This is a genomic window from Rhodococcus sp. NCIMB 12038 (assembly GCF_002165735.1).
GTDB lineage: Bacteria > Actinomycetota > Actinomycetes > Mycobacteriales > Mycobacteriaceae > Rhodococcus_F.
Genome location: NZ_NHML01000009.1, coordinates 148,873 through 171,863 on the forward strand (window position 1 = coordinate 148,873; position 22,991 = coordinate 171,863).

The 22,991-nt window shown below is 68.8% G+C and carries 22 protein-coding genes; 6 read left to right on the top strand and 16 right to left on the bottom strand.

Going from position 1 to position 22,991, the window contains the following annotated elements; all coding sequences use genetic code 11:
• Positions 1–2: 2 nt before the first annotated feature.
• The 6 genes from CA951_RS15730 to CA951_RS15755 all read right to left on the bottom strand — a co-directional run bounded on the left by CA951_RS15730 (position 3) and on the right by CA951_RS15755 (position 7,790).
• Positions 3–647 (bottom strand): CPBP family intramembrane glutamic endopeptidase, encoded by a 645-nt coding sequence (locus CA951_RS15730; protein WP_087557706.1) that lies wholly within the window; start codon positions 645–647, stop codon positions 3–5.
• The gene (locus tag CA951_RS15735; RefSeq protein WP_087557707.1) at positions 644–2,413 is read right to left on the bottom strand and encodes an alpha/beta-hydrolase family protein; all 1,770 of its coding nucleotides are present in this window, start codon (positions 2,411–2,413) and stop codon (positions 644–646) included. The genes CA951_RS15730 and CA951_RS15735 overlap by 4 nt, the downstream gene beginning before the upstream one ends.
• Positions 2,414–2,416: 3 nt before the next feature.
• The gene (gene purL / locus CA951_RS15740) at positions 2,417–4,738 is read right to left on the bottom strand and encodes a phosphoribosylformylglycinamidine synthase subunit PurL (protein ID WP_087557708.1); all 2,322 of its coding nucleotides are present in this window, start codon (positions 4,736–4,738) and stop codon (positions 2,417–2,419) included.
• Positions 4,739–4,881: 143 nt separating this feature from the next.
• Positions 4,882–6,165 carry a M18 family aminopeptidase gene (locus CA951_RS15745; RefSeq protein ID WP_087557709.1) on the bottom strand — a complete coding sequence of 428 codons (1,284 nt, stop codon included), beginning with the start codon at positions 6,163–6,165 and terminating at the stop codon, positions 4,882–4,884.
• A 25-nt stretch (positions 6,166–6,190) separates the two neighbouring features.
• Positions 6,191–6,544 (bottom strand): VOC family protein, encoded by a 354-nt coding sequence (locus CA951_RS15750; protein ID WP_087557710.1) that lies wholly within the window; start codon positions 6,542–6,544, stop codon positions 6,191–6,193.
• Positions 6,545–6,584: 40 nt separating this feature from the next.
• Positions 6,585–7,790 carry a macrolide family glycosyltransferase gene (locus CA951_RS15755; RefSeq protein ID WP_087557711.1) on the bottom strand — a complete coding sequence of 402 codons (1,206 nt, stop codon included), beginning with the start codon at positions 7,788–7,790 and terminating at the stop codon, positions 6,585–6,587.
• 94 nt (positions 7,791–7,884) lie between these two features.
• Between CA951_RS15755 and CA951_RS15760 the strand changes: the two genes are divergently transcribed.
• Positions 7,885–8,475, top strand: a complete 591-nt coding sequence (locus tag CA951_RS15760) for a TetR/AcrR family transcriptional regulator (protein ID WP_087557712.1) — start codon at positions 7,885–7,887, stop codon at positions 8,473–8,475.
• On the opposite strand, the gene malQ is transcribed toward CA951_RS15760, so the two are convergent.
• Positions 8,472–10,583 (bottom strand): 4-alpha-glucanotransferase, encoded by a 2,112-nt coding sequence (malQ, locus tag CA951_RS15765; RefSeq protein WP_087557713.1) that lies wholly within the window; start codon positions 10,581–10,583, stop codon positions 8,472–8,474. The genes CA951_RS15760 and malQ overlap by 4 nt on opposite strands.
• 195 nt (positions 10,584–10,778) lie before the next feature.
• On the opposite strand from malQ, the gene CA951_RS15770 reads away from it, so the two are divergent.
• The gene (locus CA951_RS15770; protein WP_087557714.1) at positions 10,779–11,426 is read left to right on the top strand and encodes a HemK2/MTQ2 family protein methyltransferase; all 648 of its coding nucleotides are present in this window, start codon (positions 10,779–10,781) and stop codon (positions 11,424–11,426) included.
• Positions 11,427–11,479: 53 nt separating this feature from the next.
• Here CA951_RS15770 and purQ read toward each other — a convergent pair whose 3' ends face one another.
• Both purQ and purS read right to left on the bottom strand, forming a co-directional pair.
• Complete coding sequence (purQ, locus tag CA951_RS15775; RefSeq protein WP_087557715.1) at positions 11,480–12,157, bottom strand: phosphoribosylformylglycinamidine synthase subunit PurQ; 678 nt, start codon at positions 12,155–12,157, stop codon at positions 11,480–11,482.
• Entirely contained in the window at positions 12,154–12,393 is a 240-nt protein-coding gene (gene purS, locus CA951_RS15780) for a phosphoribosylformylglycinamidine synthase subunit PurS (RefSeq protein ID WP_005244409.1), read from the bottom strand. Before purS ends, purQ begins: the two co-directional genes overlap by 4 nt.
• A 131-nt stretch (positions 12,394–12,524) precedes the next feature.
• On the opposite strand from purS, the gene CA951_RS15785 reads away from it, so the two are divergent.
• Positions 12,525–13,172, top strand: a complete 648-nt coding sequence (locus CA951_RS15785) for an MBL fold metallo-hydrolase (RefSeq protein WP_087557716.1) — start codon at positions 12,525–12,527, stop codon at positions 13,170–13,172.
• A gap of 50 nt (positions 13,173–13,222) precedes the next feature.
• Here CA951_RS15785 and CA951_RS15790 read toward each other — a convergent pair whose 3' ends face one another.
• The 3 genes from CA951_RS15790 to CA951_RS15800 form a co-directional block, all read right to left on the bottom strand.
• Complete coding sequence (locus CA951_RS15790) at positions 13,223–13,927, bottom strand: DUF2334 domain-containing protein (RefSeq protein ID WP_087557848.1); 705 nt, start codon at positions 13,925–13,927, stop codon at positions 13,223–13,225.
• A gap of 97 nt (positions 13,928–14,024) precedes the next feature.
• Positions 14,025–14,519, bottom strand: a complete 495-nt coding sequence (locus CA951_RS15795; RefSeq protein WP_087557849.1) for a glutathione peroxidase — start codon at positions 14,517–14,519, stop codon at positions 14,025–14,027.
• 81 nt (positions 14,520–14,600) lie between these two features.
• The gene (locus CA951_RS15800; RefSeq protein WP_087557717.1) at positions 14,601–15,986 is read right to left on the bottom strand and encodes a cation:dicarboxylate symporter family transporter; all 1,386 of its coding nucleotides are present in this window, start codon (positions 15,984–15,986) and stop codon (positions 14,601–14,603) included.
• A gap of 160 nt (positions 15,987–16,146) precedes the next feature.
• Here CA951_RS15800 and CA951_RS15805 point away from each other — a divergent pair, with 160 nt between their 5' ends.
• The 3 genes from CA951_RS15805 to CA951_RS15815 all read left to right on the top strand — a co-directional run bounded on the left by CA951_RS15805 (position 16,147) and on the right by CA951_RS15815 (position 18,726).
• Entirely contained in the window at positions 16,147–17,712 is a 1,566-nt protein-coding gene (locus CA951_RS15805; protein WP_087557718.1) for a sensor histidine kinase, read from the top strand.
• Positions 17,709–18,398 (top strand): response regulator, encoded by a 690-nt coding sequence (locus tag CA951_RS15810; RefSeq protein WP_087557719.1) that lies wholly within the window; start codon positions 17,709–17,711, stop codon positions 18,396–18,398. Before CA951_RS15805 ends, CA951_RS15810 begins: the two co-directional genes overlap by 4 nt.
• A 148-nt stretch (positions 18,399–18,546) precedes the next feature.
• Positions 18,547–18,726, top strand: a complete 180-nt coding sequence (locus CA951_RS15815; protein ID WP_087557720.1) for a hypothetical protein — start codon at positions 18,547–18,549, stop codon at positions 18,724–18,726.
• Positions 18,727–18,827: 101 nt separating this feature from the next.
• Here CA951_RS15815 and CA951_RS15820 read toward each other — a convergent pair whose 3' ends face one another.
• Genes CA951_RS15820 through CA951_RS15835 form a run of 4 tightly spaced genes read right to left on the bottom strand, consistent with a single transcriptional unit; the run spans position 18,828 to position 22,830 of the window.
• On the bottom strand, positions 18,828–20,957 hold the full coding sequence (locus CA951_RS15820) for a S9 family peptidase (protein WP_087557721.1): 2,130 nt from the start codon (positions 20,955–20,957) through the stop codon (positions 18,828–18,830).
• Positions 20,958–20,960: 3 nt separating this feature from the next.
• Positions 20,961–21,845, bottom strand: coding sequence for a phosphoribosylaminoimidazolesuccinocarboxamide synthase (locus tag CA951_RS15825; RefSeq protein ID WP_087557722.1), 885 nt, complete (start codon positions 21,843–21,845; stop codon positions 20,961–20,963).
• A gap of 11 nt (positions 21,846–21,856) precedes the next feature.
• Complete coding sequence (locus tag CA951_RS15830) at positions 21,857–22,165, bottom strand: hypothetical protein (protein WP_087557723.1); 309 nt, start codon at positions 22,163–22,165, stop codon at positions 21,857–21,859.
• 11 nt (positions 22,166–22,176) lie between these two features.
• Entirely contained in the window at positions 22,177–22,830 is a 654-nt protein-coding gene (locus tag CA951_RS15835; RefSeq protein ID WP_087557724.1) for a DJ-1/PfpI family protein, read from the bottom strand.
• Between the last annotated feature and the right edge of the window lie 161 nt (positions 22,831–22,991).

The following is a 22,991-nucleotide window of genomic DNA, read 5'->3' on the forward strand; positions in this document are numbered from 1 at the left end:
GCTCAATCTACTGTGCGGGCCCGCGCGACCTCGGCGGCCACCACCCCGCCGACGTTGACCGAAAGATGCAGCAGTGCAGGGGCTACCACGCTGCCGCTGCGCCGTCGCAACCACTCGAACAGCAGCGCGGAGGAACCGGTGAGCAGCATGCTCGCGGCGATCGGGTCACCGGCGATACGGGCCGCGCGCACGTGCCACAACCCGAACGTCACAGCGTGCAGGGCGTACGCCGGGGTGGGCGTCCAGCCCCGGCGCAGCACGGCGGACAGGACGCTGCGGAACAGCAGTTCCTCGTGCACGACGGTCCCCACCGGGATCCGGAACCCCACCCAGCCGGCGACATCGGTGACGCGCTCGCCTGCCGCAATCCGCCCGCGCGCGGCGGGCACGCTCAGCGCGATCGCGTATCCGGCGAGCGGGAGCACCGACACCACGGAGCCGTACCGCAGCCCGGACCGCACCGCCGACGCGGACAGCCCGAGTTCGTCGACGCCGTACCCCCCGGCCCGCGCGGCTCCCACCGCCGACAGTCCGAGCGCGCCGCCCGCGACGGCCCGCCCGTACGGGCCGAGTCCCGAACCGGGCAGCACCACGTTGTTCCACAGCACGGCCGCCGCCGCACCGGCCACGGACGCGAGCCTGCTCACTTCTCCGGACCCTCCGAGCCCGCGAGGGATTCGAGGGTGGACCGGACGCGTTCGGTGTCGGCGGGCGTCCACCCCTCGGGCTGCGCGACCGTGATCCAGCCGTCGAGGACGAGGGTCCCGTAATTGTGGCCGTGCCCGTCCGGCACCCCGGCGGCATTCGTGAGGTCGGCCGACACCTGCCAGAACGTCACGAACGGAAACCATTTCATCGACGGCGAACGATCGTCACCCGGTGGTTCCTTCAACCAGTCGGGACGGGTGAACGCGAGGTCGGGCGACCACCACACGACCGGATCGGACGGGTGCTGGACGTACAGGATGCGCGGCGACAACCACTCCCCCGGGTCTTCGACCATGTCGGCGGAGTCGTCGGCGAACCGCACCACCAGGCCCGCCGCGTACTCGGGGTCCACCTCGGGACTGCCCGGGTCGCGGCGCTGAACGAGCTGACCCCACAGCCGGTTCGAGTTGGGCGGCCCCACCCACAGCACGCCGTCGACGGTCTGCCGGATGTCGCTCAGCGTGTCGAAGGCGCCCTCCCCCGCCTGGGTGCCGAGGCTCTCGCCGTAGACGAGCAGCTTGGGGCGGGTCGCCTCGGGTTCCTGCAACCACCGTTCGTGCACGCGGTCGATCAGCATCTTTCCCGCCTCGGCGGCCTTCTCCCGGTCGGCGAGGAACGAGATCCAGCTCGGCAGGAACGAGTACTGGCTTGCGACGAGCGCCGTGTCACCGTTGTGGACCAACTCGATCGCCTGCGCCGCAGTGGGATTGACCCAGCCCGTGCCCGTGGTGGGGATGACGACGAGGACCTTGCGTGAGAACGCACCGGTCCGCTCGAGTTCGTCGATGACGATGTCCATGCGTTCGTCGGGGTCCTCGGCGGTCTCGAGTCCCGCGTAGACCCGGATCGGGTCCTTGGCCGGTGTGCCGTTGGCTGCCGTGAGTTCGTCGGCGTCCAGGCCGCGGGACACGAAGTTCCGGCCCTCGTACCCGAGGGTGTCCCAGGGCGCCAACGACTCCGGGCTACCGGACTTCTCGGGGTCGAGCGGCTGCTCGACGCCGTCGCGGGTGGTCGAATTCTGCAGGCTGAACGCCGCGTTCGTGGCGGCGTAGATGCCGCGCATCAGGACACCGTCCACGAGGAGGAAGAACAGCACCGTCACGATGAGGATGCCGACGGTGGTGGCCGTGGGGATCGCGAGGTGCCACCGCCGGATGAGTCGTCCCGCGATCCACCGCACCAGTTCGCGCGTCAGCCGCCACACCGAGATGATCGCCGCACCCACGAGCAGGCTCAGACCCCCGGTGCGGATGTAGCCGGTGGTGGTGGTGCCCTCCGCCCCCATCAGCGCGGCGAGTTCACGCTGCCACGCCGCGGAGTATGCGAGCATCACGAGACTCACCGACACGCACGTCACCGTCACGAGCACGCGCAGGCCCGTGGACCACGGTTCCGGCAGCGGCCACCACGACCGGTTCTTCAGGACGTAGCGGCGGACCAGCCAGCCGATCGCCGTTCCCACCGCGTAACCGATCGCGGCGTTGATGCCGCCGATCAGCCCCTGGAACAGCCAGTCGCGGGGCAGCAGCGACGGCGTCAGCGACCAGCAGAAGAACAGCGTCGCGAACGCGATACCGGTGAAATCGAGGCGGAGGAAACGCCAGGTCCGGTCGAGTCGGGGACCGTGGAGGAGAGCAGGATCGACCAGCCGCGAGAGTTCCCGCGGCCCCCTGTCAACCCTCTCCAACGCCCCCGATTCGACCATTCATCACCCGAACAATGCCGGCAGAGTTCCCTCGAACGTCGTGCGCAGCTCGTCGAGCGAGACCGAGAACTGGCCCTGGACCTCGACGGAATCGGAGCCCTCGTCGACCACACCGATGCGCACCCACGGGAGGTTACGGGCCGTGCACATACCCGTAAAGCGAGTTTCCTCGGTGCGCGGAACCGCGACGAGCACCCGTCCCGAAGACTCCGAGAACAGCGTGACGAACGGATCGGCGTCGTCGGGAAGCAGGATGCGGCAGCCCGTCTCCCCGGCCAGTGCGGCCTCGACGACGGCCTGCGCGAGACCACCCTCGGACAGGTCGTGCGCCGCGGACACCAGGCCGTCGCGGGACGCCGCGAGGAGGATGTCGGCCAGCAACTGCTCCCGGTCGAGGTCGACCTTCGGCGGCACGCCGCCGAGGTGGCCGTGCTCGACCTGGGACCAGATGGACCCGTCGAACTCGTCGCGGGTGTCGCCGAGCAGGATCAGCGTCTCGCCCGGTTCCAGTCCGAGACCGGTGGGGATGCGGCGGTGCACGTCGTCGATGACGCCGAGCACGGCCACCACCGGGGTGGGCAGGATCGCGGTCGAACCGGTCTGGTTGTAGAAGCTGACGTTGCCGCCGGTGACGGGGATGCCGAGCTTCGCGCAGCCGTCCGCCAGACCGCGGACGGCCTGCTGGAACTGCCACATGACACCCGGGTCCTCGGGGGATCCGAAGTTCAGGCAGTTGCTGACGGCCTTGGGGGTGGCGCCGGTGACGGCGACGTTGCGGAACGCCTCCGCGAGGGCGAGCTGCGCACCGGAGTACGGGTCGAGCGAGGTGTAGCGGCCGGACGCGTCGGTGGCGAGCGCGATACCGCGGCCCGTCTTCTCGTCGACGCGGATCACACCGGAGTCTGCGTTCTCGGCAAGGACGGTGTTGCCGCGCACGTAACGGTCGTACTGCTCGGTGATCCACTTGCGGCTGCACAGCGCCGGGGACGCGAGCATCTTCAGCAGCGTCGCCTTCAGCTCGTCGGCGGACTCGGGACGCTTCAGGCCGGCGGTGGTGTTCGCGACCAGGGCGTCCTGGCTCGCGGGACGCTGCACGGGGCGCTCGTACACCGGGCCCTCGTGGGCGACGGTGCGCGGCGGCACGTCGACGACGGTCTCGCCGTGCCAGGAGATGGTGAGCCGATCGCCGTCGGTGACCTCACCGATGTCGGTGGCGAGGACGTCCCACTTCTTGCAGACCTCCATGAACGCGTCGACGTTCTCGGGGGTGACGACCGCACACATGCGTTCCTGCGACTCGCTGGACAGCACCTCGGCGGCGGTCATGCCGGTGGCCCGCATCGGGACCTGCTCGAGGTTGATGTGCATGCCGCCGTCGCCGGCCGCGGCCAGCTCGGACGTGGCGCAGGACAGCCCGGCGCCGCCGAGGTCCTGGATACCGACCACGAGCTTTGCGGCGTACAGCTCGAGACAGCACTCGATGAGCACCTTCTCGGTGAACGGGTCACCCACCTGCACCGCCGGGAGCTTCTTCCGGCTTTTCGATGCTCCAGCTCCGCCTTCGGCTTCGTGTTCGTCCCCTGACTCGTCGCCGTCGAACGTCTCCGACGCGAGCACGGACACGCCGCCGATGCCGTCGAGGCCGGTGCGCGCACCGAACAGGATGATCTTGTTGCCGGCACCGGACGCGAACGCGAGGTGCAGGTCCTCGACGCGCATGGTTCCGGCGCACAGGGCGTTGACCAGCGGGTTACCGGCGTACGACTCGTCAAAGACGGTCTCGCCGCCGATGTTGGGGAGGCCGAGCGAGTTGCCGTAGCCGCCGACGCCGCGCACCACACCGTCGACGACGCGACGGGTGTCGGGGGCGTCCGCCGCACCGAAACGCAGCTGGTCCATGACGGCGATGGGCCGCGCGCCCATGGCCATGATGTCGCGGACGATGCCGCCGACGCCGGTGGCCGCGCCCTGGTAGGGCTCCACGTAGGAGGGGTGGTTGTGGCTCTCGACCTTGAACGTGACCGCCCAGCCGTCGCCGATGTCGACGACGCCGGCGTTCTCGCCGATGCCCGCGAGCATCGAGGAACGCATTTCGTCGGTCGTGGTCTCACCGAAGTACTTCAGGTGCACCTTGGACGACTTGTAGGAGCAGTGCTCACTCCACATCACCGAGTACATCGCGAGCTCGGCCTCGGTGGGGCGCCGGCCCAGGATCTCCTTGATGCGGGCGTACTCGTCGTCCTTGAGACCCAGCTCCTTGAAAGGCTGTGCGACGTCGGGGGTCGCGGTGGCGGCGGTGACGGTATCGACCGGGTGTGCTGACACTGGAGGTGGGGTCCCTTCCCTACGGGAGTCAAGAGAGGCAAGCCGGGAGTCACGGTCGGCGCAAGCCGGGTGGCGACGAGCCGTACGTCAGTCTATCCGGCGGCTCGTTCCGGCACCGACCTGGCGCTCCTCGCCCCTCCCCGTCACGCCGTCGGTGTGAGGAAGGCCGCAAGGGCGTCGGAATAGGCCCGCACGTCACGGGCGCCCATCAGCTCCCGCGAGGAATGCATTCCGAGCTGCGCGGCTCCGACGTCGACGGTGCTCAGCCCGGTCCTGGACGCCGTGATCGGGCCGATGGTCGAACCGCACGGCAGATCGGCCCGGTGCACGTACCGCTGCAGCGGCACACCGGCCTGGTCGCAGGCGAGCGCGAACGCACCGGCCCCGGCCGCGTCGGTGGCGTAGCGCAGGTTCTGGTTGACCTTGAGCACCGGTCCCCCGTTGACGGCGATGTGGTGGGCGGGCTCGTGCCGGTCCGGGTAGTTGGGGTGCGTCGCGTGCGCCATGTCCCCGGACGCGCAGATCGACCCGGCCATCGTCTGCAGGAATTCTTCGCGCCCGCCCCCGCGGCCGAGGACGATGCGCTCGAGGACAGTGCTCAGCAGATCGGAGAACGCGCCCCGATCGGACATGCTCCCCACCTCCTCGTGGTCGAACAGCGCGAGCACCGGCACCTGATCCCCGGGACGCTCGGCCGCCGACAGCAACGCCTGGGTGCCCGCGTAGCAGGTGCCCTGGTTGTCGAGCCGCGGCGCGCTGACGAGGTCCTGTTCGGTTCCGACCAGGGCGCTGGGCGCGAGATCGTGGGTCATCAGTTCCCACCCGAGCACCGCGTCGGCAGACACCTCCGCCCGCTCGGCGACGAAGTCGATGAACGACCGGCGTTCGGTACCCACGCCCCACACGCCGTTGAGGTGGCGCTGCGGGTCGAGGTGCACGCCCTTGCGGTCCTCGGACAGGTGGATGGCCAGTTGCGGGACGCGCAGGATCGGCTCGTCGACGCGGACGAGCTTCTCCTCCACCGTGTTGCCCGCCCGCACGCTCAGCCGCCCGGAGATGCCCAGGTCGCGGTCGAGCCACGAGTTGAGCCACGCGCCGCCGTACGGTTCGAGTCCCACCAGTTGCCACCCCGCCGACGAGAGGTCGGGGTGCTGCTTGACGCGCAGGTTCGGGCTGTCGGTGTGCCCGCCGACGATGCGGAACGGCGCCGTCCGGCCCACCCCCTCGGTGCTCCATGCGATGAGGGATCCGCCGCGCACCAGGAAGTACCGGCCGGGCTCGCCGGGCCACGAGTCGGTCTCGTGCAACTCGGTGAAACCGTTGCCGGTCAGCAACATCGATACCGTCGCGCACACATGGAACGGCGACGGTGAGGCATCGACGAAGGTGCAGAGTCCCTGGGCGTCGGCCCACGTAGTGGAAGGCATGGGATCAATCATGCAGGACCCGCTGTCACGCGTGGGGACCCGAGACGCAGAACTGGTTGCCGTCGGGATCGGCGAGCGTGACCCATCGGAAACCGCCCATCTCGTGCTGCGCGACCTCCGTCGCGCCGTCGGCACTCAGCCTGCCGACCTCGCCGTCGAGGTCTTCGGACGCCAGGTCGAGGTGGATGCGGTTCTTCCCCGGAGTGGGATCGTCGACCTTCTGGAACGCCAGCTTCTGCGCGGAATCCGGGAGGGCGACGACGTAGAACCAGCCGTCGTTCTCCTGCTCGACCGTGCCCGCCGTCTGCTTCGCCCACCACTTCGCGAGCGGCCCCGGGTCGGTGGTGTCGAACGTGATCATGCCGAGTGTGAGTGCCATGCCCGCAGAGTAGACGTGACCACCGACACGTTTCGCGGCTTCACAGGAACTCCTCGACGACCCGGACGGCTGCGTCCACTCCACCGGCAGAACGCAACTCGGCGGCGAGCTCCGCGCTGCGGCGACGGACCGGCTCGGCGTCGACCTGCGCGAGCGCATCCCGCAGTCCGGCCGCGGACACCTCCGAACTGTCCACGCGCACCGCCACTCCCGCGGCGACGAGCGCGTCGGCGTTCTCGAACTGGTCGGTGGCCTGCGGGGCGGCGATCATCGGGGTGCCCGTGAACATGCCCTCGCTGGACCCGCCCATGCCGGCGTGGGTGAGGAACGCGTCGGCCTGGCCGAGGATGTCGAACTGCGGCACCCAGCGGTGGACCTCGACGTTGCCGGGCACGGTGCCGAGTTCGCCGGCGTCGACGTGCTGCCCGATCTGCAGGACGACGCGCCAGCCGGCGAGGTCGCCGAATGCCTCGATGCAGCGGCGGTAGAAGTCGGCGTGATCGGTGAACGCGGTGCCGAGCGAGACGAGCAGCACCTTGCCCGCGCTTGCCGGGCGCTCCCACCGGCCGTCGGCGGGCCGCCGGGTGGGCAGGGCCGGTCCGACGAACGTGTAGACGTCCTCGTTCACGCGGTCGGCGTTGGGCTGCATCGATTTCGCGATCAGTACCACCGCCCGGGCCGGGCGCCCGTAGAACTCGTCCGGGTCGGTCTCGACACCGTTGTCCCGCAGCAGTTTCCCCTGCCGTTCGTACAGTGCGGCACCGCGCGGGTCGGCCCGCATGGTGTCCACGAACGATTTCATGTCGTTCTCGTAGCCCTCCCAGGCCACGTACGTCGGCGACAGTTGCACGATCGGCACGCCCCATTCCTCGGCGAGGACGCGGGCGGGACCTCCTGCGATGTCGTAGAGGAACAGGTCGGGGCGGTCGTCCTCGTACAGTCTCCGCAGTTGCGGCAGCATCGACTCGTACTCGGCCTGGAACAGGGTGAGGTGATCGATGGTGTCGCCGTCCCAGGACTTCCCGGACTCGTCCGCCGCGCCCCCGGTGTTCACGCGCGGCAACGTCGAGGCGTACTCCTTGAATTCCGCTCCGGTGCTCTCGACGACGTCTTTCACGGCGACGTCGTTGGCGTACGTCACGCGGTGCCCGCGCGCGACGAGTTCTCGCAGAATCTCCAGGCTGGGGTTGACGTGCCCGGGCGCCGGGATGCTGACCATGGCGATGTGTGAGCGGGTCATCTTCATCCTTTTCGAGACGGAACGGTCCGTCTCGCTACATGTTTACACTGGGACGCAGCCAAGTCAAGACGATACGTCTCGTCTGATCTAGGATCCGGTCATGCCGTCCGCCGACAATCCCCGCCGATCCGAACGGTCCCGCGCCGCGATCCTGCAGGCCACGCAGGAGCTGATCCGCGAACAGCCCTACGCGAAGATCAGCATCGAGGGCATCGCCGCGCGCGCGAAGGTCGGGAAGCAGACCATCTACCGCTGGTGGCGGTCCAAGGGCGCACTCGTCGTGGACGCCCTGCACGAACAGAACGCGGCCGGGGCCGAGGAGGCCCTGGCGCTGCCCGACACGGGTGACCTCGCGGCCGACATGAGAATGGTGTTGCGCGCGACCGTCGACGAGTTCACGTCCCCCGATTTCGAACCGCTGTTCCGGGCGCTGTCCATCGAATCGCTGCAGGACCCGGCCCTGCGCGAACAGATCGTCGAACGGATCCACCGGCCGCAGTTCGAGTTCGTCGCCACGCGGTTCCGCTCGGCGCAGGACGCCGGGCAGGTGCGGTCCGACGTCGACCTCGCGCTGGCCTTCGAGTTGTTCATGGCACCGATGTTCTACCGCTGGCAGTCCGGAGCCCATCCCCTCACCCACGAGCACGCGGACGCCGTCGTCGACCTGGCGATGCGCGCCCTCGCGCCCTAGGTGCGGGTTGCGTCCTCGACGAACCCGAAATCGCCGTGCGCGAGGTCCTCGACGTGGACGACGCGCCCGGACGCGTCGGCGAGGGGGATCTTCCAGTTCGGATACTGGGTCTCGTCGGTGCCCGGCTGATTCTGGATGCGGTACTCCCCCACCAGGTCGGCGAGCGCGACACCCGACAGCAGCGACGGACTCCGGGCGATCAGCCGGTACAGCGCCTTCACGGTGTCTGGTATCGACGCGTCGTCCGCCAGCAATCCGCGGTCTCGCGCCAGTTGCAGGACGGCCTCACGCTGCTGCGCGTCGTGTTCCTTCTCCAGTTCGAGGTCGCGTTCGAGGAGCCCGAGCCGTGACCGCAATTCGATGTGCTCGCCGGCGAGGTACCCGGCGGTCGGCGGAAGATCGTGCGTGGTCACCGATGTCAGGCACAGCGTCCGGTACTTCTCGGGGGGCGTCGGCCGCTCGCCGTCGTGCTCGAACCACAGGATCGAGGTCCCGAGGATGCCGCGCTCGGCGAGGTAGTCCTGCACCGCGGGTTCGAAGACCCCGAGGTCCTCGCCGATCACCACGGCGCCCGCCCGCTCCGCCTCGAGCGCGAGGATCCCGATGAGCGCCTCGTGGTCGTACGTGACATACGTTCCGTCGGCGGGCGTCTGCGCGTCGGCGGGGATCCACCACAGCCGGAACAGCCCCAGAATGTGGTCGACCCGCAGGCCGCCCGCATGCTTCAGGACGGTGCGCAGCATGTCGCGGTACGGGGCGTACCCCAGTTCCGCCAGCCGATCGGGCCTCCACGGCGGCTGATTCCACTGCTGGCCCTGCTGATTGAAGTCGTCGGGAGGAGCGCCGACGGTAATGCCCTCTGCCAGAGCCGTTCCCAGCGACCACGCGTCCGCACCCCCGCGCTGCACCCCGACGGCCAGATCGTGCACGATCCCGATGTCCATGCCCGCCGCGCGGGCCGCGGCCTGTGCGCCGGAAAGCTGTTCGTCGCACACCCATTGCAGCCACGAGTAGAACTCGACCCGCGGCGCGAGCTTGCGCCGCTGCGCCTGCACCCAATCGCTGTCCGGCGCGTGCGCCTTCGTCCGCCAGCGGGGGTCGCCGGGCGGCAGTTTCTCGGCGAGTGCGCACCAGGTCGCGAAGTCCCGCAGCCCGTCACCCTCGACGCGGCAGAACTCCTCGAACGCGTGCTGCCTGCTCGGGCTGCGCTCGACCCGGAAGACCCGTTCGAGCACCCGGAGTTTGGCCCGGTACGACGGGTTGCGGGCTATCCGGTCGGACCGGTCGTTCGCCCGCGCGAATCGCGCTGCGGCGTCGCGCATCCGCGCATGACGTCGCGTCGACAGGTACGCCGTCTCCGGGATGTCCTCGACGCGGATGTACAGCGGGTTGACGTAGCGGCGGGTGGTCGGCAGGTACGGCGACGCCTCGATCGGGGGCCGGGGCTGCGCCGCATGCAGCGGATTGACGAGAACGTAGTCGGCGCCGTGGACGGAACCGAAGATCGACGCGAGATCCGCGAGGTCGCCGAAATCGCCCACACCCCAGGAACGACGCGACCGGATCGAGTACAACTGCGTGAGCACACCCCAGCGCCTGCGGTCGCGCAGCGCGTCGGACGTGGACAACCGCGCCGGTGTCACGACCAGCGTGCACGAGGAGGAGGTGCCCGCAGTGGAGGCCCGGACCGTGTGCCATCCGCACGGAACCTCGGTGGGCACGGCGAACGTCGCGCGCCCCACCAGAACACCGTCGACCTCCCGCGGATCGACCCACACCTGGAGTTGGCGGGCCCGGACGGTCCCGCCCGACTCCGTGTCGATGGTGACGTCCACGTTCTCGCCGTGCGGGACGTGGACCACGAAACGGGTCTCGGATCCGTCCGTTCCGACGACGACGGGCGGCAGCATCCGCCGCCACGGCGCCACCTCGCACTCGGACAGGGCGCGCCGCACCTCGTCCTCCGTTGCGGCGGGGACGTCGAGCGCCGCGAGGACGCTGCGGAGCGTCTCGTCACCCACGTCGTGACGCTGCTTGTCCCAACCCTGATACGACGTCGCCACCCCGTGCCGGGCCGCGAGATCACGCAACTGCTCGGTGTACGTCACCCGTCGATCGTGCCAGTTCGCCTCGGGTTCCGCGCGTCTTCCGGACCCCCGCCGCGGGCGTCGGACCCGACTGCGTGATTGGCGCGACGGCGAGTGGGGTAACTGTTCGGTAATCAGACGCACGGCGTCCACGGTGAGCGCCCAGTGGCACTCGGTTGGTATACGCCGATGCGCCCGGCAACCGAGGAGTCTTCGATGCTGCTACGCCTTCCCGGAGTCTATCGCCCGCAACACGATACGCAGTTGCTGGCCGGTGTCCTGGCGGCGGAGCCACTCGGTCCCCACTCCCGGGTACTCGATCTGTGCGCCGGGACCGGTGCGCTGAGCGTGGCCGCCGCGGCCGCCGGTGCGGGCCGGGTGACCGCGGTGGACGTGTCGAGGCGGGCGGCGATCAGCATCCGGCTCAATGCGCTCGCCCGTGGGCACCGGATCCGGGTGATCCACGGAGACCTCACCGAACACGTCCGCGACGACCGGTTCGACCTCGTCGTGTCCAACCCGCCGTACGTCCCGGCACCCGTCGACACCGTGCCCGACCGCGGTCCGGCGCGCGCCTGGGACGCGGGAAAGAACGGACGCGCACTGCTCGACCGGATCTGCCTCCAGGCCCCCGACCTACTCGTCGACGGCGGGGTTCTGCTGCTCGCGCAGTCCGGGTTGAGCGGCGTCGAGAAGACGCTGACGATGCTCGAGGAGCAGAACATGACGGTCGACGTCGCCGCGACGGCCGAGATCCCGTTCGGACCCGTCCTCGTCGAACGGCGGGAGATGCTCGAACGTCGAGGGCTCATCGAGGCCGGACAGACCGTCGAGGAAATCGTGGTGATCCGCGCCGTCAAATAGGAACGGCCTGGCGGCGCCGTGCGTGGCCGAGGGCCCGCACGGCGCCGATCGGATCAGGCGGAGATGACGCTGTCGAGGACGGAATAGAACATGCCGAGTCCGTCGTCGCTGGGACCGGTGAGGGCCTCGGTGGCGTGCTCGGGGTGCGGCATCAGACCCACCACGCGGCCGTTGGCCGAGGAGATACCTGCGATGCCGCGCTGCGAACCGTTCGGGTTGTCGCCGACGTAGCGGAACACCACGCGGCCCTCGCCCTCGAGTTCGTCGAGGACGTTCGCCGAAGCCTGGTAGCGGCCCTCGCCGGACTTGAGCGGGACGAGGATCTCGGCACCCGTCTCGTAGCGCGACGTCCACGCCGTCGACGTGGCCTCGACCTTCAGCCACTCGTCGCGGCAGATGAAGTGCAGACCCTCGTTGCGGGTGAGCGCGCCGGGCAGCAGGCCCGCTTCGCACAGAACCTGGAAGCCGTTGCAGATACCGAGGACGGGCATGCCACCCTGCGCGGCCTGGACGACCTTGCCCATGACGGGCGCGAACCGCGCGATGGCGCCGCACCGCAGGTAGTCGCCGTAGGAGAAGCCACCGGGGACGATGACGGCATCGACACCCTTGAGGTCGGCGTCGCCGTGCCACAGACTCACGGCCTCGCCGCCGGCAAGGGTCACGGCGCGGGCGGCGTCGACGTCGTCGAGGGTGCCGGGGAAAGTGATGACTCCGACGCGGGCGCTCATGCTTCGACGCGCCTCACGGTCCAGTCCTCGATCACCGTGTTGGCCAGCAGGGCCTCGGCGATCTTCTCGAGCTGAGCGTCGTCGACACTGCCGTCGACCTCCAGCTCGAAGCGCTTGCCCTGACGGACATCGGAAACTCCAGCGAAGCCGAGCCGCGGCAGCGCTCCGACAATGGCCTGCCCCTGGGGGTCGAGAATCTCGGCCTTGGGCATGACTTCGACGACGACACGGGCCACGTGCTGCTCCTTGTAGTAGTGCGCGAGCCCAGAGTGGAACACCGGGCACCCGGAAGTTTACCGGGCTACCTGCCTGCGGTTCGCATCGGACGAACGGGACGAGCCATGCATGCAGGCGCATACTCGAATTCATGCGACTGACTCACTTCGGCCACAGCTGCGTCCTCGTCGAGTTGAACGGTTCCACCATCCTCTTCGATCCGGGCAACTTCTCGCACGGGTTCGAGGGCATCACCGGACTGGACGCGATCCTGGTCACCCACCAGCACCCCGACCACGTCGACCAGCAACGACTGCCCGCCCTCGTCGAGGCGAACCCCGGTGCAGCGCTGTACTCCGACCCGCAGACCGCGGCGCAACTCGGCGGCGCATGGACGGGAGTGCACGCCGGCGACGAGTTCGACATCGGCGACGTGCACGTCACCGGCACCGGCGGGACACACGCGGTGATCCACCCCGACATCCCGGTGATCGACAACACGGCGTTCCTCCTCGGCGACGCCACCAACCCGGCCCGGCTGATGCACCCCGGCGACTCCCTGTTCGTCCCCGATCAGAAGGTCGACGTGCTGGCCCTGCCCGCCGCGGCGCCGTGGCTGAAGATCTCCGAGGCCATCGACTACCTGCGGGCCGTCGCACCGCGGGTCGCGGTGCCCATCCACCAGGCGATCATCGCGAACGAGGCCACCGGCATCTTCTACGGCCGCTACACGGACATGGCACCCGAGGGCACCGAGTTCCGCACGATGCCGAGCGAGTCGAGCGTCGAGGTGGCCTGACGGCCCCGTGAGTACTTCTCAACCGCCGGCGGTTAAGAAGTACTCACGGGTCAGGCGGCACCGATATGCGAAATCCGCCGCTCCCAGCGGTACACGTCGGGCCGCGCGTCGTGGAAGAGCGCGAGGTCGACGGCGTCGAGCATCGCCTGCCGCGGACCCGACGTGCCCAGTTGCTTCGCGGTGACGGCGAGGCGCACCACGCCCCCGCGTTTGGCGGTGCGGCCGGAGCCGAGGACGAGGGCCCGGCACCACCACGGTTCGGCGCGGAATCCCTCCCCGATCCCCAGTACCCGCGACCGCACCGACGTCCCGCGGTCGAGGTCGTGGATGGCGGTCATCGCGGCCAGCAGCCGGAACCCGGCGGACGGCAGTGCCGCGACCGCGCCCTGCGACGCCAGCCAGCGGGGCGGGGCGAACAGCCGGGTGCGCAGCCCCGTCTGTTCCATCACCCGGTCGGCCGCGAGCAGTCGCAGCCGCGCCTCGTGTTCGGGCAGCGCGGCGAACTCGGCCCGACGGCGCTTGGTGGCGGCCTGGTCGTATCCGTGCAGGACGACGGCGTCGCCGCGGGATCGGCGCGCGCGGAGCCAGTCCTGCGTCGCGGGGTCGTTGACCAGTCGATACTTGTCTTTCAGGCGTGGGGCGACGAGCAGCGACAGCGGCACGCCGCGCGCATCCATCTCCTCGGCGAACGCGGCCGCGAAGTCGCGCGTCTCGTCTTTGATCCCCGACACCGACACGATCAGCTGTCCGGTCATGGGCCCAGCGTGACAGGTGAACGTGAACACAGGGCAAAGCTCGTGCGCCTTTCCGGTAGTGGGAGCTACCAGAAAGGCGCACGAGCGGCGGAGCCGCCTACCTCGGCAGGACGGCCTCGATGGCCTCGACGACCTCGGGGGCGTCGGGTTCGGTGCGGGGACGGAACCGCTTGACGACGGTGCCGTCGGGTGCGACGAGGAACTTTTCGAAGTTCCACTGGATGTCGCCGGCGGCGCCTTCGGCGTCGGTGGCCTTGGTCAGTTCCTCGTAGAGCGGGTGCCGGTTGTCACCGTTCACCTCGATCTTCTCGAGCAGCGGGAACGTGACGCCGTAGGTGGTGGAGCAGAAGGTTTCGATTTCTTCGGCGGTGCCGGGTTCCTGGCCCATGAACTGGTTGCACGGGACGCCGATCACGGTCAGGCCGCGGTCGGCGTAGTCGGTGGCGAGCTTCTCGAGGCCCTTGTACTGCGGGGTGAGTCCACACTTCGAGGCGACGTTCACCACGAGGACGGCGCGGCCGTCGTATTCGCCGAGGGACGTCGGTGTGCCGCCGAGTGTGTTGATGCCGATGTTCTGAACAGGTGTCGTCATGCGCACCAACGTAGCCAACAAACGTCTGTGCGCCCAGGCTTCGAATCGCCCGGGCGCACAGAGGTTTCCTTCGGAGGGGTGTCAGCTCTTCACGAGCACCTTCTGCTCGTCGCCTGCGGGGCTCTCGGTGACCTGCTCTTCGGCGACGTCGCCGTGGTCGTCGTCGACCATCGTGGACTCGTCGAACGGGAGCTTGCCGTCGAGGACGGTGCGGACGCGCTCGTTGTCGATCGTGTTGGTCCAGGAACCGACGAGCAGGGTGGCGACGGCGTTTCCGGAGAAGTTCGTGACCGCGCGGGCCTCGGACATGAACCGGTCGATACCGACGATGAGGCCGACGCCGTCGAGCAGTTCGGGACGGTGGCTCTGCAGGCCGCCCGCGAGGGTGGCGAGCCCGGCGCCGCTGACTCCGGCAGCACCCTTGGACGCGATGATCATGAACACCAGCAGCGACAGCTGCTCGGGGAAGGACAGCGGCTGGCCCATTGCGTCGGCGATGAAGATCGAGGCCATGGTCAGGTAGATCGCCGTGCCGTCGAGGTTGAAGGAGTAGCCGGTGGGGACGACGACACCGACGGTGGTGCGCTCGACGCCGATGTGCTCCATCTTGGCGATCAGGCGGGGCAGGGCCGACTCGGACGAGGAGGTCGCGAAGATCAGCAGGTACTCGCGGGCCAGGTACCGGACCAGCTTGAAGATCGAGACGCCTGCGACGACGCGGAGCACGGATCCGAGGACACCGAACACGAAGATCAGGCAGGTCAGATAGAAGCCGAGCATGAGCGTGGCGAGCTGGACGACGGCGCCGAGACCGGTCTGGCCGACGACGTTCGCGATGGCGCCGAACGCACCGATCGGGGCGAGCCACAGGATCATCGACAGGATCTTGAAGACGAGCTTCTGGACGGAGCCGACTGCGCGCAGGATCGGTTCACCCTGCTTGCCGAGTGCCTGCAGTCCGAAGCCGACGAGCAGAGCGACGAACAGGGTCTGCAGCACGCTTCCCTCGGTCAGCGCCGACATCAGCGACGTGGGGATGATCGACTGGAGGAAGTCCATGGTGCCACCGGCGCCGTGGGCCTTCTCGGCGAGCGCCGCGCCGGTGCTCGCGGTGTCGGCGCTGATGTTCAGGCCGGTCCCCGGGTCGAGCAGGTTGCCCACGACCAGTCCGATGCCGAGGGCGACGGTCGACATCCCGATGAAGTAGGTGAGGGCGAGTCCGCCGACCTTGCCGACCTTCGCGGCGGCCTTCACCGACCCGATGCCGAGCACGATCGTGCAGAAGATGACCGGGCTGATCATCATCTTGATCAGGTCGACGAACATCGTGCCGAGCACGCCGAGCGACTTGCCGACTCCCGGAGCCAGCCACCCGACGAGGATGCCCGCGACGACGGCGACGATGACCCCCATGTACAACCAGTGGGTCCGGTCGCGTTTCTTCGTCTTCCCTGTCGCAGTACTCATGGGATTGTCCTCCAATTCGAGTGGCAAGCTGATCGGTGAGGCCGGCTAGTGACCGCGATCACGTCTTGGAAGAATCTTCTAAGCGATCGCTTGGCTGGTGAAGTTTGTGTTCATTACGTTCAGGAGAAATGCATTGCCTCACCATCCGCCGAGACGGCACATGAGCGTCGCGAGGCAGCTCTTTCTCCTGCAGCTCGTGGTGTTGGTGCTGGTCATCGCCGCCGGGACGGCGCTGGCCATCGTCGACCAGCGTCGCGACAGCGACGAGACCACGCGACGGGCCGTCACCGCCGTCGCCACGACGCTCGCGCTGTCGGACGGCACCGTGGAGGCGTTGCGCTCCCCCGACCCGACGGCCGTGCTCCAGCCGCAGACCGAGCGGATCCGCGCCGCGACAGGCACCGACTTCATCGTCGTGATGACCCCCGCCGGCATCCGCTTCACCCACACCAACCCGGAGCTGATCGGCGGCGTGTTCTCCGGGAACATCGAGCGCGCGCTCCGCGGGGAGACGTTCACGGAGACGTACGCCGGTTCGCTGGGACCGTCGATCCGGGCGGTGACACCGGTGTACGACGGCGACCGGATCGCGGGCCTGGTGTCCGTCGGCGTCACCCGGGCGAAGATCGGCGACCAGTTCGCCGCGAGCCTGCCGACGATCTTCGCGGTCGCCGCGATCGGCCTGGCGGTGTCGGCGGCCGGCTCGTTCCTGCTGAGCAGGCGCCTGCGCCGTCAGACGCTGGGGATGGCGCCGGACGAACTGCGGCAGATGTACGAGCATCACGACGCCGTCCTGCACTCGATCGGCGAGGGACTGGTGGTCCTCGGCCGCGACAGCGGTGACACGGCGCGGGCCGAGGTGGTCAACGACGAGGCGCGCCGGCTCCTCGGCCTCTCGGAGGGCCCCGTCCCGGTGGCCGCGCTGCCGGAGTCGCTGCGGCAGTCCCAGGAGGGCGACTCCCGCGACGAGGTGCACGTGACCGCGGACCGCGTGCTGCTCGTCAGCCGGGAACCCGTGACGTGGGAGGGGCAGCGGCTCGGCACCGTGCTGACCCTGCGTGATCGCACCGAATTGCAAAGCATCATGGGCGAACTCGACTCCGTCCGCGGATTCGCGGAATCGCTGCGGTCACAGGCCCACGAATCGGCGAACCGCCTGCACACGATCATCACGATGGTCGAACTGGGCCGGTACGACGATGCCATCGCGTTCGCCACCGAGGATCTGCGGTTGTCACAGGAGTTGATCGACCGCCTGATGGCGGCAGTGCACGAACCGGCCCTGGCCGCACTGCTGCTCGGCAAGGTCGGGGTGGCCGCAGAACGTGGAGTCGACCTGACCGTCACCGAGGACACCGCCCTCGGGCCCGTGGCGCCGCTCAGCGCGCGTGAACTCGTCACGCTGGTGGGTAATCTCGTGGACAATGCGATCGACGCCGCCCGCGGCGCGGCAGAGTCCCCCGGCGAGGAGGCGTGGGTGGAAGTGACGGTCCGTCAGGAGGATTCGACGATGGTGGTGCGGGTGGCCGACAGCGGGCCCGGCATTCCCGCCGACGAACTCGACAAGGCGGTCACGCGCGGCTATTCCACCAAGTCGGGTCAGCGCGGGCTCGGGCTGGCACTGGTCGCCCAGGTGGTGGCCCGGCACGGCGGGACGATCCGCACGGAGCCGTCGCTCGGATCGATGATCGTCGTCGAGATCCCGATCGAGGGGGCCGCCTCGTGATCCGGGTGATGATCGTCGAGGACGAACCGCTCATCGCCGAGGCTCATCGCGCGTATGTGGAACGCGTTCCGGGCTTTTCGGTCCACACCGTCGTCCACGACGGCAGCGGGGCCATGCGCGCGGTCGCCGCCGCGAACGCCGGTGACGACCCCATCGATCTGGTGCTGCTCGACATCGGCCTGCCGGACGCGAGCGGACTCGACGTGGCCGCGGCGTTGAGCGGCGTGCGGCCGAGTCCCGACGTGATCGCCGTGACCTCGGCGCGCGACCTCGAGATGGTCCGCACCGCGGTGGCGCGCGGCATCGCGCTGTATCTCCTGAAGCCGTTCACGTTCGCGGCGTTCCGCGACAAACTGGAGCGGTACCGGGAATTCCGCGACGCCCTGCCCGCCGGAAGCAATGCGCTGAGTCAGCACGACATCGACCGGGCGATGTCTGCCCTGCGCACCTCCGACGAGCGCGCGGCGTCCCCGAAAGGCGTTGCACCCCAGACCCTCGACCACGTCGCCGCCTGCGTCCGGGAGGCGGCCGGACCGCTGACGGCGGCCGAGGTGGCGGCAGGCATCGGGGTCTCCCGGGTCACGGCCTGGCGGTATCTCGAACGTCTCGCCGACGACGGTGTGCTCACCCGGCACACCGAGTACGGCCGGGCGGGGCGCCCGCAGATCCGGTACGCACTGCGCTGATCCCGTAACGAAGCCGGCCCCCGTATCGAACCCGATAACTGTTGCCAAGACGATCGGTTCTCGCGAGAGGTTGTGACCTGCATCACATCGGTGGACGATTGAGGGGAGTCACCTCCGGCTCGTAGCCACTCAGTCAAGGACCGTCACAATGTCTAGCAGAATTGCCACCACACTCGCCGCGATCGCAATGACCCTGTCACTCGGCGCCCTCGCTGCCCCCGCAGCGATCGCCGCACCCGCGGCACCGTCACCGACACCGGCAGTCGGTTCCATCGCGGTCTGCCTCAACCTGCCTCTGGGTTCGGCCAGTATCAGCTTCTGCATCTGAGTGCGGCGAGACGGAAAGTGGCCTGACAAGCCGACTTCCGCCTCGCCCGCCGACACGAACCGCACGCCGGGATCGGACCCCCGGCGCGGGTGACGCGGTACCTAGTTGCCGATCGTGTCGAGCACCCAGGCGAATTCGAACGCTACTTCTTTCCACTTCTCGTAGCGTCCGCTGACGCCGCCGTGCCCGGCGCTCATCTCCGTCTTGAGGAGAAGTGGCGAGTCACCGGTCTTGGTGGCCCGCAGTTTGGCGACCCACTTCGCCGGTTCGACGTACAGCACCCTGGTGTCGTTGATGCTGGTGATCGCCAGGATCGCCGGGTAGTCCTTGGCCTCGACGTTCTCGTACGGACTGTACGAGCGCATGTATTCGTAGACCTCGGGGTTCTCCAGCGGGTTGCCCCACTCGTCCCATTCGATGACCGTCAGCGGCAGCGTGGGGTCGAGGATCGACGTCAGCGGGTCCACGAAGGGCACGTTGGCGAGGATGCCGGCGAACAGTTCGGGGGCCAGGTTGGCCACCGCACCCATCAGCAGGCCGCCCGCGCTGCCGCCGTCGGCGACCAACAGCTGCGGTGTGGTGCGGCCGGTGTCGATCAAATGCCGTGCGCTCGAGACGAAATCGGTGAAGGTGTTCTTCTTCGTGAGCGTCTTGCCGGTCTCGTACCAGTGCCTGCCCATCTCGCCGCCGCCGCGCACGTGCGCGACCACGAACACCACGCCGCGGTCGAGCAGCGACAGCCGGGCGACCGAGAACGCGGGGTCCATGCTGGCCTCGTACGAGCCGTACCCGTAGAGGAGCGTGGGGGCGGGAGCCTCGGTGCCGTCCGTCTTGCGCCGGACGATCGAGAGCGGGATGCGCGTCCCGTCGTCGGCGACCGCCCAGTCGCGTTGCTGCTCGTAGTTGTCTGCGTCGAAGTCGCCGAGCACGGGCTGCGACTTGCGCAGCGCGAGTTCACCCGTCGACAGCACGTAGTCGAACACCTGGCCGGGCGTGATGAACGACGTGAACGCCATCCGCAGTGTCGGCTGCCGCCATTCCGGGTTGGCGCCGAGCCCGACGCTGAACAGTTCCTCGTCGAATTCGATCTCCGTGAACTCGCCGTAGCCGTTCTCGCCGAGCGGCCAGACGGCGAGCCGGGTCAGCGCCTCCCGGCGGTACCCGAGCACCAGGTGATCGGCGAACGCGTCGACCTCCTCCAACCGCACGTCGGAGCGGTGCGGGATGAGGATGGTCAGCGACGTCGGGTCGGACACCGGCGCCTCGGCGAGCACGAAGTTCTCGGCCTTCTCCCCGTCGACGACGTCGTTGTGCATGATCAGGAAGCGGTCTTCGCCGGCGACGACCGCGTGTTCGACGCCGTACTCGACGCCCTCGCGGCGCGGCAGCACCACCCGGAACTCGCCCTCGGGATTCTCCGATTCGAGCACCCAGCCTTCGCTGGTGATCTTCGACCCCACCCAGATCATGAGGTACTTCTCGCTTCGGGTGGACCCGACCGACACCCAGAACCGCTCGTCGGGTTCGTGGAACACGGTGACGTCCTGCGCACGGTCGGTGCCGAGCTTGTGCCGCCACACGGTGTCGGGACGCCAGGAGTCGTCGACGGTGAGATAGAAGACGTGGCTGTGGTCGATCGCCCAGGTGACGCCGGGGGCGGTGTCGGGGATCTCGTCGGGCAGCAGGTCCCCGGTCTCGAGGTTCTTGAACCGCAGCGTGTAGCGCTCGTCGCCGACCACGTCGACCGAGTACGCGAGGAGCGTGCCGTCGTGGCTGAGGGAGAAGGCACCGACGGAGAAGAAGTCGTGGCCCTCGGCCTCGGCATTGCCGTCGAGCAGAACCTGCTCACCGGGCAGTTCGACGCCCGGGGTCAGTTCCGGCGGGGTCCAGTCGTCGGCGCCCGCGATCGGGGCCCGGCACTGGACGCCGTACTGCTTGCCCTCGATGGTGCGGGCGTAATACCACCAGTCGCCCATGCGGGTGGGAACCGACATGTCGGTTTCCTGCGTGCGGGACTTGATCTCCTGGAAGATCTGGTCGCGGAGCGGCGCGAGATGCGCGGTCTGCTGCTCGGTGTACGCGTTCTCGGACTCGAGGTACGCGACGACCTCGGCGTCCTCCTTGGCGCGCAGCCACTCGTACTCGTCGACGAACGTGTGTCCGTGGTGGACACGTTCGGTGGCGACCTTCTTCGCGACCGGCGGGGTGAGCTTTGCGCCTTCGGTGGTCATGGTTCAGCCCACCCAGTCCGCGAACGACAGACCCGAGATCCGCTCGTACGCCTCGATGTACCGCGCGCGAGTGGCCTCCACGATCTCCGCGGGCAGTGGCGGCGGCGGGGTGTCGGATGCCCGGTCCCAGCCCGATTCGGGACTGGTGAGCCAGTTGCGGACGAACTGCTTGTCGAAGCTCGGCTGCACCTTCCCGGCCTCGTAGCCGTCGGCGGGCCAGTACCGCGACGAGTCGGGGGTGAGGACCTCGTCGGCGAGAATCAGGTTGTTCTGCGCGTCGAGTCCGAATTCGAGTTTGGTGTCGGCGAGGATGATGCCCCGGTCCGCGGCGAAGTTGGATGCCCGGCCGTAGACGTCGAGGGTGTCGTCGCGCAGTTTCACGGCCAGATCCTGACCGACCTTCTCGACGACGGCCTCGAAGCTGATGTTCTCGTCGTGCTCGCCGAGTTCGGCCTTGCTGGCGGGGGTGAAGATCGGGTCGGGAAGCTGGCTCGCTTCCACCAGTCCCTCGGGCAGTGCGACTCCGCAGACCGAGCCGGTCTCGTTGTAGTCGATCAGCCCCGATCCGGTGAGGTAGCCGCGGGCGACGCACTCGACCGGGACCATGTTCAGCTTCCGGACCACCAGCGCGCGGCCGAGGACCTCTTCGGGGATCCGGCTGTCGTCGGCTTCGCCGGCCAGGTGGTTGTTGCCGCCGAGGACGCCGAAGAAGAAGACGCTCATCGCGGTGAGCACCCGCCCCTTGTCCGGGATCGGGGTGCTGAGGACGTGGTCGTAGGCGGAGATCCGGTCGCTCGCGACCAACAGGAGGTGCTCGTCGTCGATCGTGTAGAGGTCGCGGACCTTGCCACCGGCCAGATGGGCGTATGAATCGAGTGAGGGGCGCACGGTGATCCAGCCTATCGGTCGGGCACCGACCTCCGGCCGCTGACCTTCGAGCTGGGGAGACGCCCCGCGGTCGACTTCCCCGTCATCTCGTCGTCGTCGACGAGGACGTCGAACTTCAGGTGCAGTCGCAGTGGCCTGGTGATGGACTGCGCCCAGGTGAGCCGGTTCCCGTCGAGGACAGGATCGGTGAGCGGCACTTCTTCGGCGTCACCGCGGGCGAAACCGCGGAGTTCGCCGTCCTCGGTGAAGAACGTCAGCTCGACGCGTTGCTTTCCGATGGGGGTGGCGATCACGACGTTCCAGGTGCCTTCGACGGACATGGCTGCACTCCTCAGATGGTGGTGGGTTCGAGGCCGCGGGGCCGCCAGACGGTGCCGCGACGCTCGTGGGCGAACAACTGCTCGACGGCGTGCGCGATGCGCGGTCCCAGCTCCCGCTCGAGCAGATACAGCGCGAGGTCGAGTCCGGAGGTGACGCCGGCCGCGGTGACGAGGTCGCCGTCGTCGACGACCCGGGCGTCGACGGCGACCACCCCGGTGGCGTCGAGCAGATCCATCCCCAGGTGATGGGTGACGGCGTGGCGCCCCTCGATCAGGCCGGCCATCGCGAGCACCAGCGATCCGCCGCAGACGGTGGCGACGATCAGGTCCGGGTCGGCGCAGGCCTCCCGCAGTATGTCGGGAAGCCGCGTCTCGAGGGTCCGCCCCAGAATTTTCGGGATGGTGTCGTCACCGTCGGCGCTCTCCTCCACCCGGCCCGAGGCGCCCGGCACGAGGATCACGTCGGCCCTGGAAGTGTCGAGCAGTTCGGTGGCGCGCAGGCTGAGCGAACCCGTTCCGCTGGGAACGTCGCGCGCACCCTCGGCGGACGCCAGTGCGACGGTCACCGCGCCTGCGGCGTACAGCCCACCTGCGTGCAGCACCTCGAAGGGAGCGACGACGTCGAGCGGGTCGAAGCCGTCGAACAGCGCGATCTGGACATGCATCGGTGGGACCTTTCGCGACGTGCCCCCTGCCGAATGCACGGGGCCGTGATGACGCTAGCCAGCCGATCGCGCCTGGAGAACTGGCATTTCCGCCACGTTGCAACGGATTCTCGCCAGCCGATATCTCTCGATAGCACCAGGTTGGTAACTAATTTCCCGCT